Raw genomic sequence first — 15,812 nt, forward strand, 5'->3', positions numbered from 1 at the left:
CATTGACTTTCCTGTTCACTTTCAAATCTGCGATTCGTGGCGTCAAACCGTGGTCGGTTTCATCCATTGGTGCCAGTTATCGATGCATTTGGCCGCGAAGGCAGGATTTGGTCAGCATAGCGGTCAACCGGGAAGCGAAACACACCCCGCAAGTTGATGCTCTCCAGCCTGGTGGGCGCAATCTTCCCGATCAGTTCCGGTGGAATGACCTGGCGGCGGTTCGACCAGCGATCCAGGACCGCCTGCATCTGTGAGGTATTCCACGCCATCACGATGTTGGCCATCAGGCTCAACGCATCGGCCACAGCCTGCATTTCATCGACACGTTTGGCCTGCGCCGGGCTGATCCGGCCGGTATAAATGGCGCGCTTGAGGGCGTTAACAGCCTCGCCCCGATTGAGCACCCGGCGCAACTCGTTCCTGAAAGCGTCCTTGACAAAGTAGTCAGCCAAAAACGCCGTACGCAGCAACCGCCCCAATTGCACGCCAGCCTCATAGATTGGATCGCCCTGGGCGGCAGAACCGAACCGCGCAAGAGCTGCCACCGCACTGGCATGTCCGCTCATGACCGAGGCTGCCAGGTGCACCAGACTATCCCAATGCTTTTCGATCAAAGCGACGTCGACATTGGCTTCGCACACCGCAGCGATTTCTGCGGGCACTTTGGTGCCGCGTGGCACAAAGAGGTGGCGCTGTTTGAGTTCCTTCAACCGCGGGCAAAGATCAAAACCAAGCAAACGGGCATGTGACATGGCAAAGTCGGTGTAGCCATGGGTATCCACAGCAAGCTGGCTGGTCTCCAGCTTTTCTTGGCGGATGACACCTTCAATGGCCACGCCCGCCTGGCGCTCATTGAGCACAAAGGGCTGCGCATGGAAGATGCCCCACCGGTCTTTTACATGGGAGTAGATTCCAATGGAAGGTGTGTTGCGCCGAGGATCAAGCCGGGCTTGCCACACCCGTTTGGTGGTCTCCATGCTCATCATGTCAGAAGATGCCAAATCGGACCGCCCCCAGGTGGCGGCAATCGGGTGTCGCTGCATGAATTCCAGCACAGCCTGGCAGGCCTGGCTCAGACGCCGTTCGTCCCGCGCCCAGCGCATGGCCTGGCGAATGCTGGTGGCAGACAATTGCGGAATCATGCGCGCGCATTCGACCGCAGTCAGACTGGTGCCGTGGGCCATGATGCCGGCATAGACCATCAGCAGCTCGTCGGTAGAGCGCGGCTCACGTCCGAGCATGATCCAGCTAAAGCGCACCTGGGCGTCAACGGCCAGAATCACTTCCGGCAATTGAACCTCACCGATGCGGTGATCCAAAGCCGCGCGCAGCTTGGTCACTTCTGGGTCTTCGTCCTCTGCGGGCAATGGCGACAAATGGAGTTCATCATCCACGCGCAGTACGCCACTGCGGGCTGCAGCGGCCACCGCATCGACACCGGCAGTTACTCTGGCCAGCAAAGGCTTCAAGAAAGTGGCAGCCTTGCTGGGTAACGATAGACGGGCATAGTGTTTCTTGGACTCTGCCTGCCAACGCTCGTCCGTGAAGAACAAGCGCGCACGACCCCGAAAGCTCAGGCTGTGCTCAATCCAGACCGAGCCATTGCGCACCGCGCGGCGCAGGGCAAACAGGGTGGCCACCTCCAACGCCTGAAACGCCCGTTCCCGGTCTGGGCTGGAGATCGAAACCTGCCAGATCATTCCCAGACTTGGTGCCACCACTTCAACTGGCAGCTTTCTGGATCCTTTGAGATATAAAGCTTGCAGCTTGGCAAGGTACTCGATGGCAGGATGCTCGCCGGTGGCCTGCCAGGGCAGCTTTGCAATGGCGACGAGCAACGACCGCACGGGGCGAATTCCATCAATCAATCCCTCGCGGACCAGGGAGGCCCTGCTCGGTGGTTTGCGTTTCTGGGTTTCGGTGATCAAGGCTTCAAGACGGGCACGCAACTCAGCATCTGGCACCGCACCTTGCGCGCTCAAGGCAACAAGTTCGCCGAGCAGCGTTTTGTACATTGCGGCCCAATTGACGGTAGCGGGGACATCGGCGGCAGCCTGACGCCACAGATCGGCGATCCGGCGCTGCACCATAAGGATCAACTGGTCTGTGGTGGTGAACAGGCAATACCGAAGAAAGCATGCGACCTCCACGGTGCGCGCTGGCTCTTTGATCTTGGCTCCGGCTGAGGGCGGCCTGGAGACAAGTCGGCGCGCGTAGCGGCGCAAGATGAGATCGGGGATGTCTGCCAGGTGCTTATGAACGTCCAGCGTGTAAAGCAGGTCGATGCGCTCCAGTACCTCGCTGATTTGGCGGGTTGAGTGTTTCGCCGGTGCAGCCCATAGCCAACTCTGCTGGGTTTGTCCATCTGGGCGCAGCTCTGAAACTGAGGCTCGCCAGCGATCAAGTGTTGCTGGATCAACGCTGGCGGCGATGGCGGTGCCTGTTTCAACTTCAAGCTGGGCAAGTGCCGCCGCAATCAGTGTCCGAATTGCCCGCTCGTGCACGATCACCAGCTTGTTCTTGTACAGCCATTGACGCGCCCGCACGAGTAGCTGATCGCGGTCGGCGCAGCGCGCCACTTCGTCGCGCAGTTCACGTACCAGTGAGCGGCGCTGGTGCTCGCTCATCCACTGGAATCCAAGGACCGTGCAGGCTACTTGTTGGTGATCGAATAGCGTGCGCCCGCGTTCATACATGGCTCTCAGCGAGGCGACTTCTGGTGCTGCAATGCCAAGCTCGTTGCCAAGGTGGCGCCACAAGGCTACTGGAATTACCCGAAAGGCACCGAGCAAACGCCCACTCATGCGCAGGAAACCAATATGGAGCGCCAGACCAAGCTTGTGGGAATCACCTCGGCGTGCATTGATTGCGTCGCGCTCGGCACCATCGAAGGTGAAAAATGCCTTCATCTCGAAGTCGCTGATATCGCGGGGGAGCCCACGCATCCCCAAAAACGTTGTGTGCCAACCCTGCATCGTGAACCTCAAAAGTGGGAGGCCACCATACCCGTTTACAAAGCGAACAGGAAAGTCAATGAAATCAACGGTCTACCCAGACCACCCCCGCGCCAGTGCTAGCTTTGCGTACCGTCACTTATTGCACTGAAAACGAGGAGACCCCCAGAAACTCCTTGTGGGTTTGGCGGCGGCAACGAGTTCGACATCCAGCGACGGTGTGAGCAGCTCGTGCGATCGCGGGCCGTATGCCGCTTCCGCCCACTCGTAGGAAGTGCCGACCTCGTTCGCGAACGACTGCACGGTGGGAACGCGATTCGCTTGGCTCCATCGCGCCGCGTTAACGATCTGGGCGACATAACGGTCCACCAGGTCCGGCCGCTCCTTCACAAGCTGCGCGCTCACTGTCAGCGTGGCGGGCTGCTGGTTGCTGCCGCGAACGTGGGGGTCGGGGTGGTCGCCCCATCGACCTCTTCCCGCGCAAGGCATGGTGCCGCCTCGCCACGCGCCATGCGAAGAACCTGCTGTCCGAGGACATGCTGCCGCATGACCGGGCCGGCCACCCGCGGCTGCGCGAAGCCGTCGCCAATCGCGTGAGGCTCGTGCGCGGCGGTGTGCAGGTCGTCCCGTTTCCGTGCATGGCAGGGAGCACCGCCGCCCTGCCTTCGGCGAAGCTCGCCATCTGTTGCCCGGCCGACTTTGCGTTCACGGGCGAGCCATGGAGCGCGGACGCGCTCGCGGAGCTGGTCGGGTGGTCGCGCAAGCACGCGGGCTGGCTGGTCGAAGACGACCGTGACCTCGACCTGTACGAAACGGGCCCGCATGAAGCGGTCCTTGCCCGGGGCGCAAGCGCCGAACGAACGATCTATCTCGGCTCGTTCGAGCGCAGCGTGTTCCCCGAGGTGGGCTGCGGCTTCATCGTCGCTCCCCACGAACTGGTCCAGTCTTTCTCCGCCGCTGCGCAGCAGCAGGCGTACAACTCGCCGCTGCAGATGCAGCGCACGCTGTTTGATTTCATCACGCAAGGCTATATCGGGCGTCACGCCAACCGGCTTCGCAAAGCCCATGGGGAGCGGCGCAAGGCGGCGCTGGCGGCCTTGCGCAGGGGCGCTTTCACGGGAGATCTCTCGTTCCAGGCCGCGGGTTCCTACCTGGTGGCGAGCTTTCGAAACGTGAGCGAACCGGGGCTGCTGGAACGCGCTCTCGAAGAAAATCGCGTCGGGGCGCGCGTGCTTGCGCGTCCAGGCAGGCGTGAGCAGCTGCTGCTGGTGGGCTATGCAGGCGCGCCGCGTGAAGAGCTCTTCGCCGCGATCGGCGTGCTCGACGCGCTGCTTACGCGATCTTGCCGCCGAGTGACTTGACGACCGCCGCCCACTTTTTCATGTCGGCCTGGATGAACGCGTCGAACTGCGCCGGCGTGGATGCGGCCGGCACCATGCCCTGGGTCGCCATCCAGGAAGACACGGCGGGGTCTTCCATCGCTTTCTTGATGGCCTGGTGGATCTGGGCCAACACCGCGGGCGGCGTTGCCCGTGGCGCGATGACCCCGAAGTAGCTTTCCACGTTGAATCCCTTCACCGTGTCCCCGATCGGGGCGGCGTCGGGGAAACCGGGGAGCCGCCGCGGTCCGGCCGGCGCCACCAGCTTCACGCGGCCCGCTTGCACCATCGGCAGTTGGGAAATGAACGAGTCGAAGAGCAGCGTGAGCCGGCCGCCGATCAGGTCCTGCTGCGCGGGGGCGCTGCCCTTGTAGGGCACGTGAACCAGGTCCACGCCGGCCAGCTGGTTCAGCATCAGGCCGGCGAGGTGCGACGTCGAACCGAGTCTCGCCGAGCCGTAGCTCAGCGTCTTCGGGTTCTTCTTCGCATAGGCGACGAGTTCCGCAACGTTGTTCACGGGCAGGCTGGGTGTGGCAAAGAGCGCGATCGGCAGCGTGCTGATCAGCGTCACGCCGGCAAGATCCTTCACCGTGTCATACGGCAGTTGCGCCATGATGCTCGGGTTCACCGCGAGCGATGGGATCACGAGCGCGATCGTATGCCCGTCGGGCGCCGCCTTCGCGACGAGGTCGGTCCCGATCACCGTGCCGCCGGGTTTGTTCTCGACAACCACCGCCTGGCCCCACGCGGCCTGCATCCGCTGGGCAAGCATGCGCGTGAGCGCGTCGGCGGAACCGCCGGGCGGGAACGGCACGATGAAGCGCACGGGCTGTGTCGGGAACGTGTTGGCAAAGGCCGGCATCGCACCTGCGAGCAAGGTGAGGGCGAGCGCGAGGATGGGTCTTCTGGCAAGCATGGCGTTGTCTCCTGGGCATTGCGGCGCGGAAAACGCGCCTGATGCTCCGCATGCTACGCAGCGGCGACCAGAGCACCTACGGCCAACCGCCATCAAAACTTGCAGGCCAAGGGACGGTCCGATGCCTGGCTGTGCCGTGTGGGTTCGGGCGCGCAACGCCCGGTCCACGAGTCGCGCAAGCATCTAAAGATCGAGCACCAACTCCTCGGTCAACGAGCCCGAGCAGCAGATCAACATGCTCTTGCCGTGTGTTCGCTCCTCCTCGGAGAGGACGCAATCGCGATGGTCTGGACGGCCCGCGAGAACCGCGGTCTCACATGCCCCGCAGACCCCCTGCTGACAGGAAGACTGCACCGGGATGCCCCGCTGCCGGAGCGATTCCAGAATCGTGCATCCCTTCTGGATTCGGATCTCCTGATTGCTGCGGGCAAGTCGGACGAGGTAGCCTCCGTCGCGCGACTGCATTTCCTTTGCCTTGAAGCGCTCCAGATGAAGGCGCTCCTTCGGGAGGTGCACGCAGGCGCTCTCGACGCACTCCAGCATTGACTCCGGTCCGCAGCAGTAGATGTGCGCCCCTTTCGGCGCCTTCGCGACGATGGAGTGGATGTCCAGGCGCGGGGTCCCGGCGTCCTCGCTGAAGCTCACATGGACGCGCCCGCCCAACCGGGGAGACGACAGGCAGTCAAGGAACGCCGTCGTCTTGCGGCTGCGGCCTCGCATGTACATGGTCCAGGGCTTGCGCAACGCCTCGAGCCTTTGAGCCATGCTCCACAGCGGCGTGATTCCAATTCCTCCGGCAATGAAGACGCTATGGGCAGCATCCTCCTCGAGAGCAAAGTTGTTGCGCGGCCCGGCGATGTCGAGCAGCGTCCCGGCCTGGACATGGGCATGCATCGAAGCCGAACCGCCTCGACCCTGGGCCTCACGCTTGACGCCGACAACGTACCTGTGGCGATCCGACGGATCGTTGGCGAGCGAATAGCTGCGCACGATGCCGCCGGGAATGGTCACGTCAATATGCGCCCCCGCCTCGAACGGCGGCAGCTGTTGGCCATCGGCGCTGCGGATGTCGTAGATCAGCACGTCATCGGCGCCGTACGTTATCGAATGCACGCGGGCTTTCATGATTCCCCCATACGGCGTGACGCTACAGTTGGATCAAGTTCGTTCGCGGTGGCCCGGTGACGGGCTCTTGACGAGAACTACTTGTCAAGAGATATCCCGGCTTTCTGGATCACCCCGCCCCATCTCTTGTATTCCGACTTCAGATAAACATCGAACTCCTCCGGCGAGAGGCCGCGGGCTTCGACACCCAGCTCCTTGAGCTTATCCTGCACTTCGCGAAGCCCCAGCACCTGGCGAATCTCGTCGGCCAGCTTGTGCCTGATCTCGATCGGTGTCCCTGCCGGGGCCACGACCGCGTACCAGGGTCCCGAGACGATCGCCGGATAGCCAGCCTCGGCGAAAGTGGGAACGTTCGGCAGCACGGCGCTGCGCCTGGTGGAAGCGATAGCGATCGGGCGCAATTGCCCCGAAACGATTCGCGGCACAAGATTGATGGTGTCACCTATCATCAGGCTGACACGCCCCGCGAGAACATCGGTGAGCGCCGGCGGAAAACCCTGATACGCGACATGCGTCAGCGCGGTGCCGGCCTGCTGGTTGATCAATTCGCCCGTGACATGGCCTGTCGTCCCGATGCCCTGAGTCGCGAATGTCATCTTTTCGGGATTGGCTTTGGCGAAGTTGCGCAGTTCCTCGAAGCTGGAAACCGGCAGCTGCCTGCTCGCGACGAGCACGTTCGGCGCCTCGACCACGACCGTCACGGGCGCAAATGTTGTCGCGTCGTACGGCAGGCGCTTCATCAGGAAGGGGTTGAGCACCAACGGCCCTTGCGCGGTGAAAAGTAGCGTGTACCCATCCGCCGGAGCCCTGGCCACAAGATCAGTACCGACCGTTCCACCGGCGCCCGTGCGGTTCTCCACCACGATCGGTTGATTCAGACGGGTTTCGAGGTGTCTGCCCACCAGGCGTGCCAGCACATCGATGGAACCGCCCGCCGTGAATGGAACGACGAACCGGACTGGCTTGGACGGCCACACCTCCTTGGTCTGGGCGTGCGCGTTGCACAGGATGGCCGAGGCGAACAACGCCACGGCAAGCCTCAAGGAAATTCCACACTTCGATATCCGTTTCACAGCTGTCTCCTTGCGTACTGTCTTGGGGGGCACTATCGGGCATCGGGCACTGTTGCCGGATGGCTTCCCGCCTGTTCAGGTGTGATATCCATCGGAAGCAGAATGGCAATGGCGCGGTGCTTGTAGAGTTCGCCGCGCTTCGCCGCCGTCGGGACGGTTCCGTCATTTGCGAACTTCTTCGCAACCTCGAGGAGGCGTCTGCGGCATTTCACGATCGCGGTGTCCGAGGTACCCAAGTGCTCCTTGGTCCGGTCTGCGATCGGCCCCTGGCTCTCCTGCACGGCGAGGTCCTGAAGTTGGGCACTCGGAATTCCGGTGAATGAGCCGCGTCTCTGCAGATCCCGATCCATCAGGTAATCGTTCGCGCGGTTCCCCTGCGGAATGTAGGTGCCCGGGATCAATCTCGCGTAATCCAGATTTCCAGTCTTGTATTCCGCCAGCTCGTCACTGCCAAGAGGACGTCCGACGTGATAGCGGACGCGATACCACCAGCAGTTTTCGTCGTCGATGGCAATGAACAGATTGGCTCTGCACACCAGCCCCTCGGCTGTGGGCACCAACACGTAGTTGGGCATCAACCACTGGGTGATGCGCCAGTAGTAGTTGCCGTTACCCCCGTCCCTTCGTGCGGAGATTCGCATTCCGAAGTCGGTGTCTTCGCAGAAGAACCGCGGCGCCCCATCCGCATCCCCGAATTCCTGAAGATTGCCCACGGCAAAGACGTCCTTCTCCATCGGGGCCATGGAATGGTGCAGGAAGGTCAGGTGGGCCGTGTCGATACTGCCCTCGAGTGCCTGCAGATAGTTGCACTTCATCAGGCACTTGGAAACATGGACGTTCTGCGGAGGAAGGCTCATGAATTCCATGTCGGGCAAAGCCGGCATGGACTCTTGCGGGCCGAGATACGCCCAGATGATGCCGCCCGCTTCCCGCACGGGATACGCCTTTGCACGCAGATTCGGGTTGCAGCGCATGGGGCTTCCTTGCGGTTCGCTGGGCATGTCGAGGATTTCACCCGCCACGCTGAACTTCCAGCCGTGATAGACGCAACGAAGACCGCCCTCCTCGTTGCGGCCGAAGAACAGGTCCGCGAGTCGGTGGGGGCAATGCGCGTCGAGCAACCCCACTTTGCCGCTGGAGTCGCGAAAGGCGACAAAGTCTTCCCCCATCAGCCGCACGCGAACCGGCGGACAGTCCGCTACGGGCAATTCCTCGGAGAGCAGCGCGGGCTGCCAAAACTGCCGGAACACCCGTCCCATGGCAGCGCCTGGACCCATCCGAGTCAAGGTCTCATTGCTCTCGGAATTCGACATACCCGATCTCCTTCAAAATTAGTAGCGGTTCGCTATTATTGGGTCGTCGTTCATGGCTGTCAACTGCGGTGGCCCCATAGAATCAACGGATGCGTACCCCGAACAGCGTCCCTCTCGAAAACAGGATTTCCTACCGTTGTCTTTCGATCGCCACGCGCATCACGCGCTTTCTTGCGCCGAGGTGGAAGGATGAGTTCGGCCTGACGGTGATCGGTTGGCGAGTCATGGCGGTCATCGGTCGATTCGAGCCGATCTCTGCCAAGGAAGTGGCCGCGAGGACGAGCACGGACGCCTTCTTCGTTGCCCGCGCAATCGAAAAGCTGGTCGAACAGGGCTATGTCGGGGTCTCCTCGTTTTCAGTGCAATAAGTGACGGTACGAAAAGCTAGCACTGGCGCGGAGGTGGTGTTGGTAGATCGTTGATTTCATTGACTTTCCTGTTCACTTTCAAATCTGCGATTCGTGGCGTCAAACCGTGGTCGGTTTCATCCATTGGTGCCAGTTATCGATGCATTTGGCCGCGAAGGCAGGATTTGGTCAGCATAGCGGTCAACCGGGAAGCGAAACACACCCCGCAAGTTGATGCTCTCCAGCCTGGTGGGCGCAATCTTCCCGATCAGTTCCGGTGGAATGACCTGGCGGCGGTTCGACCAGCGATCCAGGACCGCCTGCATCTGTGAGGTATTCCACGCCATCACGATGTTGGCCATCAGGCTCAACGCATCGGCCACAGCCTGCATTTCATCGACACGTTTGGCCTGCGCCGGGCTGATCCGGCCGGTATAAATGGCGCGCTTGAGGGCGTTAACAGCCTCGCCCCGATTGAGCACCCGGCGCAACTCGTTCCTGAAAGCGTCCTTGACAAAGTAGTCAGCCAAAAACGCCGTACGCAGCAACCGCCCCAATTGCACGCCAGCCTCATAGATTGGATCGCCCTGGGCGGCAGAACCGAACCGCGCAAGAGCTGCCACCGCACTGGCATGTCCGCTCATGACCGAGGCTGCCAGGTGCACCAGACTATCCCAATGCTTTTCGATCAAAGCGACGTCGACATTGGCTTCGCACACCGCAGCGATTTCTGCGGGCACTTTGGTGCCGCGTGGCACAAAGAGGTGGCGCTGTTTGAGTTCCTTCAACCGCGGGCAAAGATCAAAACCAAGCAAACGGGCATGTGACATGGCAAAGTCGGTGTAGCCATGGGTATCCACAGCAAGCTGGCTGGTCTCCAGCTTTTCTTGGCGGATGACACCTTCAATGGCCACGCCCGCCTGGCGCTCATTGAGCACAAAGGGCTGCGCATGGAAGATGCCCCACCGGTCTTTTACATGGGAGTAGATTCCAATGGAAGGTGTGTTGCGCCGAGGATCAAGCCGGGCTTGCCACACCCGTTTGGTGGTCTCCATGCTCATCATGTCAGAAGATGCCAAATCGGACCGCCCCCAGGTGGCGGCAATCGGGTGTCGCTGCATGAATTCCAGCACAGCCTGGCAGGCCTGGCTCAGACGCCGTTCGTCCCGCGCCCAGCGCATGGCCTGGCGAATGCTGGTGGCAGACAATTGCGGAATCATGCGCGCGCATTCGACCGCAGTCAGACTGGTGCCGTGGGCCATGATGCCGGCATAGACCATCAGCAGCTCGTCGGTAGAGCGCGGCTCACGTCCGAGCATGATCCAGCTAAAGCGCACCTGGGCGTCAACGGCCAGAATCACTTCCGGCAATTGAACCTCACCGATGCGGTGATCCAAAGCCGCGCGCAGCTTGGTCACTTCTGGGTCTTCGTCCTCTGCGGGCAATGGCGACAAATGGAGTTCATCATCCACGCGCAGTACGCCACTGCGGGCTGCAGCGGCCACCGCATCGACACCGGCAGTTACTCTGGCCAGCAAAGGCTTCAAGAAAGTGGCAGCCTTGCTGGGTAACGATAGACGGGCATAGTGTTTCTTGGACTCTGCCTGCCAACGCTCGTCCGTGAAGAACAAGCGCGCACGACCCCGAAAGCTCAGGCTGTGCTCAATCCAGACCGAGCCATTGCGCACCGCGCGGCGCAGGGCAAACAGGGTGGCCACCTCCAACGCCTGAAACGCCCGTTCCCGGTCTGGGCTGGAGATCGAAACCTGCCAGATCATTCCCAGACTTGGTGCCACCACTTCAACTGGCAGCTTTCTGGATCCTTTGAGATATAAAGCTTGCAGCTTGGCAAGGTACTCGATGGCAGGATGCTCGCCGGTGGCCTGCCAGGGCAGCTTTGCAATGGCGACGAGCAACGACCGCACGGGGCGAATTCCATCAATCAATCCCTCGCGGACCAGGGAGGCCCTGCTCGGTGGTTTGCGTTTCTGGGTTTCGGTGATCAAGGCTTCAAGACGGGCACGCAACTCAGCATCTGGCACCGCACCTTGCGCGCTCAAGGCAACAAGTTCGCCGAGCAGCGTTTTGTACATTGCGGCCCAATTGACGGTAGCGGGGACATCGGCGGCAGCCTGACGCCACAGATCGGCGATCCGGCGCTGCACCATAAGGATCAACTGGTCTGTGGTGGTGAACAGGCAATACCGAAGAAAGCATGCGACCTCCACGGTGCGCGCTGGCTCTTTGATCTTGGCTCCGGCTGAGGGCGGCCTGGAGACAAGTCGGCGCGCGTAGCGGCGCAAGATGAGATCGGGGATGTCTGCCAGGTGCTTATGAACGTCCAGCGTGTAAAGCAGGTCGATGCGCTCCAGTACCTCGCTGATTTGGCGGGTTGAGTGTTTCGCCGGTGCAGCCCATAGCCAACTCTGCTGGGTTTGTCCATCTGGGCGCAGCTCTGAAACTGAGGCTCGCCAGCGATCAAGTGTTGCTGGATCAACGCTGGCGGCGATGGCGGTGCCTGTTTCAACTTCAAGCTGGGCAAGTGCCGCCGCAATCAGTGTCCGAATTGCCCGCTCGTGCACGATCACCAGCTTGTTCTTGTACAGCCATTGACGCGCCCGCACGAGTAGCTGATCGCGGTCGGCGCAGCGCGCCACTTCGTCGCGCAGTTCACGTACCAGTGAGCGGCGCTGGTGCTCGCTCATCCACTGGAATCCAAGGACCGTGCAGGCTACTTGTTGGTGATCGAATAGCGTGCGCCCGCGTTCATACATGGCTCTCAGCGAGGCGACTTCTGGTGCTGCAATGCCAAGCTCGTTGCCAAGGTGGCGCCACAAGGCTACTGGAATTACCCGAAAGGCACCGAGCAAACGCCCACTCATGCGCAGGAAACCAATATGGAGCGCCAGACCAAGCTTGTGGGAATCACCTCGGCGTGCATTGATTGCGTCGCGCTCGGCACCATCGAAGGTGAAAAATGCCTTCATCTCGAAGTCGCTGATATCGCGGGGGAGCCCACGCATCCCCAAAAACGTTGTGTGCCAACCCTGCATCGTGAACCTCAAAAGTGGGAGGCCACCATACCCGTTTACAAAGCGAACAGGAAAGTCAATGAAATCAACGGTCTACCCAGACCACCCCCGCGCCAGTGCTAGCTTTGCGTACCGTCACTTATTGCACTGAAAACGAGGAGACCCCGCTTCGCGCTCGATGCTTGCACTGAGCCGTGGCGAACCCTTGCCCGAATGGTCTCTCGATCGGTTTCAGCGCAGCGAGCCTCTCGCCGAGTCGGTCGAAATCACCGCCTCCGCTTGACCAGCCTCGATTGGCCGAGTAGCTGATCGCCATAGAAAAAAGCCCCGGCACACGTAATGTGGCCGGGGCTTTCCTTTGCTTGCTTGCAGATTGCACAAGCCCGTAATGGCTTGTGTACGCGTTGTCGTCGTTCAGATCGGTTCTTGCAGGGGTTTCTTCTTCGGAGCCTTCTTGATGATGTTCACCTTGGCCTTGAGCCAGGAGCGGTCATCAAGTGCGTCGATCAGACGATTGCCCATCTCGTTGAAGTGCACGTCCTCGATGCGGCGCGCACCCTCTTGGCCGGCAACGCCGAGCTCGATGAAGTACGTGTCCAGGCCACGGTCATAGCCGAGCATGATCGGGCCATGGAACTTCTCGGTGTTCACGGTGCAGGTGATGCCGGGCGGCACCAAGACCGACTTGCTCTCCTGAGGATCCACGAACGCGAGGTCCTTGGCACCGGCGTCCACCAACACGTTGATCACGCGGCGCAGGCCGCCGTCCACACGCATTTCCTCCATCTGCGTGAGCATGTCACGCAGGTAGGGGTTATGGATTGCGGTGTATTCACTGGCGAAGCGATCGTTGATGCCAAGGTAGCGACCCTCCCATTTCGCGGGGAAATAGGTCTGGGCGCCGGTCAGCATGATTGTTCGACTGCCGTTTTGCCTGGCGTCGCCGGAGCCGTCTGCCGCCGTGCCGTCAAAACGACGCAGCTGATAGAACTGCAGGTTGACCTTGTCGCCGATCGCCACCGGTTCGCTGAGCAGCTGTGTCTTGACGATGCAAAAGTCAGCGAGACCTGTCTTGATGAGCGTGAAGTCCTCGCTCTGCTCGACCACTCTGCCTTCCGCGGGCAGCAGGTAGCTCACTCCCCCGAGTGCGTTGTGGTCGGTGTCGCCGGTGTAGGTGGCGAACTTGTACGAACGGATGTTCTTGCCGACGTGGGCCCCGACAACGGTTTTGACCCAGGCGCGTGCGATTTCTTTGAGGTTCATGGTGCTTTGATTTGAAAGCGCCAGCGCCTCTCGCCCCACGGGGCTTTGAGAAGCCCCAGCGGGTTGGTTGAATGACGCTCGGTGAGCGTCCGTGCGGCAATGCCGACAACAGGTGAGATTGTTCCCGACGACGGTGACCTTGTCGCGGGAAGTGGTCCACCAGTGCTGGGGGCCGCCAACGCTTCGATCCCGTCCAGGCAGAAGTCAGCACCGGCGACACCTTGAAAGCACACCGCCCAAACTCGGGTCACGAAAGCCACAGGCCCAAGGAAGAATAGCCCCCTCGCATTGCTGCAAGGGGGCTTCGGATAGGTAACCTCAGGCGGCCACGTTCGCCTTGTTCACGTGGGCCAAGACGGTCATGAAGTCGCGAACGCTGTTCAGGATCTCGGTGCCACGCTGGGTGGTCAGTGCACGCATCTTCGCGCTGGGACTCAAGCGGTTGAACCACAGGACGTGCTGCACCGGCACGCCAGCTTGGATCAAGACAGGCGTGGCCAGAGGTTCACGAATCTGGGGGACGGAAGTCGTCATGTTCATGGGGCTCTCCAATGTGTTGCCGGGCACGTCGCCCCTTGTGCACTCTCGCGGGAGAAAGCACACAAGGAACGACGCGCACCGGCGATGAGAGGTCCATGAACCGTGAGAACTGCGCCACCAGGAGGCCCTGGCGGTGCAGCAAAGTTCCGCGCTGTGTGAGCACTGAACCTACGGAGGAGCTGCAGCTATTTCAAGCAGCGGCTTCGCAAAGGAAGCCTCTGTTGCTTGCGGTCACGGGGACAGCGAATGGTGCGAACACCAAGGTGAAGCGAATTCTACGGTTGTGAGGGCGGACGTCGCAACACAACGTGACCTGCATCGGTTGGTAGCGTTGCGTACCTTGAAATCGTTGCGAGACCAATGAACATGAAGGATTTCAGGATGTCAGCGCCTGACATGATGTTTTGGAGCAGTGGCTGCATCTGGATGTTCCAAGTTTTGTGAATCGTCTTCAGAGCTCGTTTCAATCCCGGCGCCTCGCGCGATTACGCGCAGGCTCTCAATGGTCTTGAAGCCCGCGCGCCACTGCACCTCCTCCTCGCTCAGTGTCCTCAGCCAGAGCTGGATGAGCGTGTTGCGGATGACCGATGGTCCCCGGGCTCCATGGTGCTCAAGCAGCGGCGACGCATCCTGTGGCTGGCCTTTTTCGGGCATGGTCGCTTCGCTCAAGCCCGCGAAGGCTCGCTTGAAGATCAGGTACAGAGCAGCGCTCTCCATGGGGTAAAACGCAGCGCTGGTTGGTAGCTGAGTGTCCTCGTGCGGAGAGTCGGATTGCGCTGTGCGTCGGCGCTTCTGACGCGACGGGAAAAGCGGACCTCGCAGGCTGTGCCGGTGTAAGAAGGCATCTCGCTCGCTGGCCTGGCCCAGGCGGGCTGCGGTGCGTGTGAACAGGTGTTCGCGCAGTTTGACCCATGGCAGCAGCGTCTCGCACACGCGCGCGGGCAGCGTGAGGCTTCTACCTTGCAAAGTGAGCGAAGGCGCAATGGTGAGCACGACAGGGGCCCGGGGCATGCGGGCCCCACAAGGGTTATCCACGGAAACTTTGGTCACGTTCAGGTCGGTGCTTTCGTTCGGCTCGTCGCCATGTAGGGAACGCTGCGCTGCCGCATCCATGGCACGCAGGATGTTGAGCCCGCCTGCGCCCAGGTCGGAAAGCTTCAGGTTAATCAGCTCCGCACTCGTGATGCCCGTCTCGGCTGTCAGGGCGACGATCGCGCGGTCGCGCAGCAACCACCACTGACGGTAGCTATCGGTGCTGGGCGCGAACGTCTGCCGAAGCAGGTTGGTGTTTTGCAGCCGCTCAAGCACGCCAGGGGCTAGTACTGCGCCTTGGGCGTCTTTGGCAATGTAGGCCGGCTGGGGGGCGTCCATGGTGGGCGCTTGCTCTATCCAGCGCTGGGTGACAGCGTTTTCGTAGATGCCTTTGAGCACGCGAAAGTAGCGCACGCGCGTGAGACTTGACATACGGGCGGGGTTGAGCGGAGGGCGCCTGCGCCGGCGCAGGCTTGGCGCGGGCCCGTCCAGGAAGGCGCGCACGTTGTTGGTGGAGGCATCGCTCCAGTGCAGAGCCTGAGCCGCGAGCCACTGGCACCACCCGCCCCACAGTACTTCGTTGGCCGCGATGCTGCTTGGGGCCATGGCGCGGGGGCGCTTGGTGCGGCAGATCTCGCTCCAGCTCTGCACGGCTTGCAGGTGATTCGGGGCGGCGGGGTTGATGCGCCCATGTGGTGGTGGCGCGATCGGCTCGGGCTCGGGGCCGAGATTAGGCGCGATGGGGTGGATACGAGGGCGGCCACGGCCACGCTTTGGGGGAGGTGTATCGACTAGCGCGTTGCGATTGGTGGTGGACTTCATGTTTATTCAGCTTTTG

12 protein-coding genes are annotated in these 15,812 nt (G+C 61.4%); 2 read left to right on the top strand and 10 right to left on the bottom strand.

Annotated features, from left to right (window positions below; genetic code table 11):
- Positions 1-59 precede the first annotated feature (59 nt).
- Positions 60-2,975 carry a Tn3-like element IS1071 family transposase gene (locus F9K07_RS30475; protein WP_003049965.1) on the bottom strand — a complete coding sequence of 972 codons (2,916 nt, stop codon included), beginning with the start codon at positions 2,973-2,975 and terminating at the stop codon, positions 60-62.
- A 114-nt stretch (positions 2,976-3,089) separates the two neighbouring features.
- On the bottom strand, positions 3,090-3,443 hold the full coding sequence (locus F9K07_RS30480; RefSeq protein WP_159597306.1) for a hypothetical protein: 354 nt from the start codon (positions 3,441-3,443) through the stop codon (positions 3,090-3,092).
- 47 nt (positions 3,444-3,490) lie between these two features.
- Between F9K07_RS30480 and F9K07_RS30485 the strand changes: the two genes are divergently transcribed.
- On the top strand, positions 3,491-4,315 hold the full coding sequence (locus F9K07_RS30485; RefSeq protein WP_159597307.1) for a hypothetical protein: 825 nt from the start codon (positions 3,491-3,493) through the stop codon (positions 4,313-4,315).
- Here the strand turns inward: F9K07_RS30485 and F9K07_RS30490 are convergent.
- The 4 genes from F9K07_RS30490 to F9K07_RS30505 all read right to left on the bottom strand — a co-directional run bounded on the left by F9K07_RS30490 (position 4,287) and on the right by F9K07_RS30505 (position 8,760).
- Positions 4,287-5,249 (bottom strand): tripartite tricarboxylate transporter substrate binding protein, encoded by a 963-nt coding sequence (locus F9K07_RS30490; protein WP_236582100.1) that lies wholly within the window; start codon positions 5,247-5,249, stop codon positions 4,287-4,289. The genes F9K07_RS30485 and F9K07_RS30490 overlap by 29 nt on opposite strands.
- Positions 5,250-5,432: 183 nt before the next feature.
- Positions 5,433-6,374 (bottom strand): PDR/VanB family oxidoreductase, encoded by a 942-nt coding sequence (locus tag F9K07_RS30495; RefSeq protein ID WP_159597308.1) that lies wholly within the window; start codon positions 6,372-6,374, stop codon positions 5,433-5,435.
- A 77-nt stretch (positions 6,375-6,451) separates the two neighbouring features.
- A complete protein-coding gene (locus F9K07_RS30500; RefSeq protein ID WP_159597309.1) occupies positions 6,452-7,405 on the bottom strand; it encodes a Bug family tripartite tricarboxylate transporter substrate binding protein in 954 nt (317 codons plus the stop codon).
- A gap of 74 nt (positions 7,406-7,479) precedes the next feature.
- Complete coding sequence (locus tag F9K07_RS30505; RefSeq protein WP_159597310.1) at positions 7,480-8,760, bottom strand: Rieske 2Fe-2S domain-containing protein; 1,281 nt, start codon at positions 8,758-8,760, stop codon at positions 7,480-7,482.
- A gap of 89 nt (positions 8,761-8,849) precedes the next feature.
- On the opposite strand from F9K07_RS30505, the gene F9K07_RS30510 reads away from it, so the two are divergent.
- On the top strand, positions 8,850-9,128 hold the full coding sequence (locus tag F9K07_RS30510; protein WP_159597323.1) for a MarR family winged helix-turn-helix transcriptional regulator: 279 nt from the start codon (positions 8,850-8,852) through the stop codon (positions 9,126-9,128).
- 116 nt (positions 9,129-9,244) lie between these two features.
- Here the strand turns inward: F9K07_RS30510 and F9K07_RS30515 are convergent, their stop codons facing one another.
- From F9K07_RS30515 to F9K07_RS30530, 4 genes are all read right to left on the bottom strand, one after another.
- Positions 9,245-12,160, bottom strand: coding sequence for a Tn3-like element IS1071 family transposase (locus F9K07_RS30515; protein ID WP_003049965.1), 2,916 nt, complete (start codon positions 12,158-12,160; stop codon positions 9,245-9,247).
- A 393-nt stretch (positions 12,161-12,553) separates the two neighbouring features.
- The gene (locus tag F9K07_RS30520) at positions 12,554-13,402 is read right to left on the bottom strand and encodes a hypothetical protein (protein ID WP_159597324.1); all 849 of its coding nucleotides are present in this window, start codon (positions 13,400-13,402) and stop codon (positions 12,554-12,556) included.
- Between the two features lie 318 nt (positions 13,403-13,720).
- On the bottom strand, positions 13,721-13,942 hold the full coding sequence (locus F9K07_RS30525) for a hypothetical protein (RefSeq protein ID WP_159597325.1): 222 nt from the start codon (positions 13,940-13,942) through the stop codon (positions 13,721-13,723).
- Positions 13,943-14,326: 384 nt separating this feature from the next.
- Positions 14,327-15,796 (bottom strand): hypothetical protein, encoded by a 1,470-nt coding sequence (locus F9K07_RS30530; protein WP_159597326.1) that lies wholly within the window; start codon positions 15,794-15,796, stop codon positions 14,327-14,329.
- Between the last annotated feature and the right edge of the window lie 16 nt (positions 15,797-15,812).

This window comes from Hydrogenophaga sp. BPS33 (assembly GCF_009859475.1).
GTDB lineage: Bacteria > Pseudomonadota > Gammaproteobacteria > Burkholderiales > Burkholderiaceae_C > Hydrogenophaga.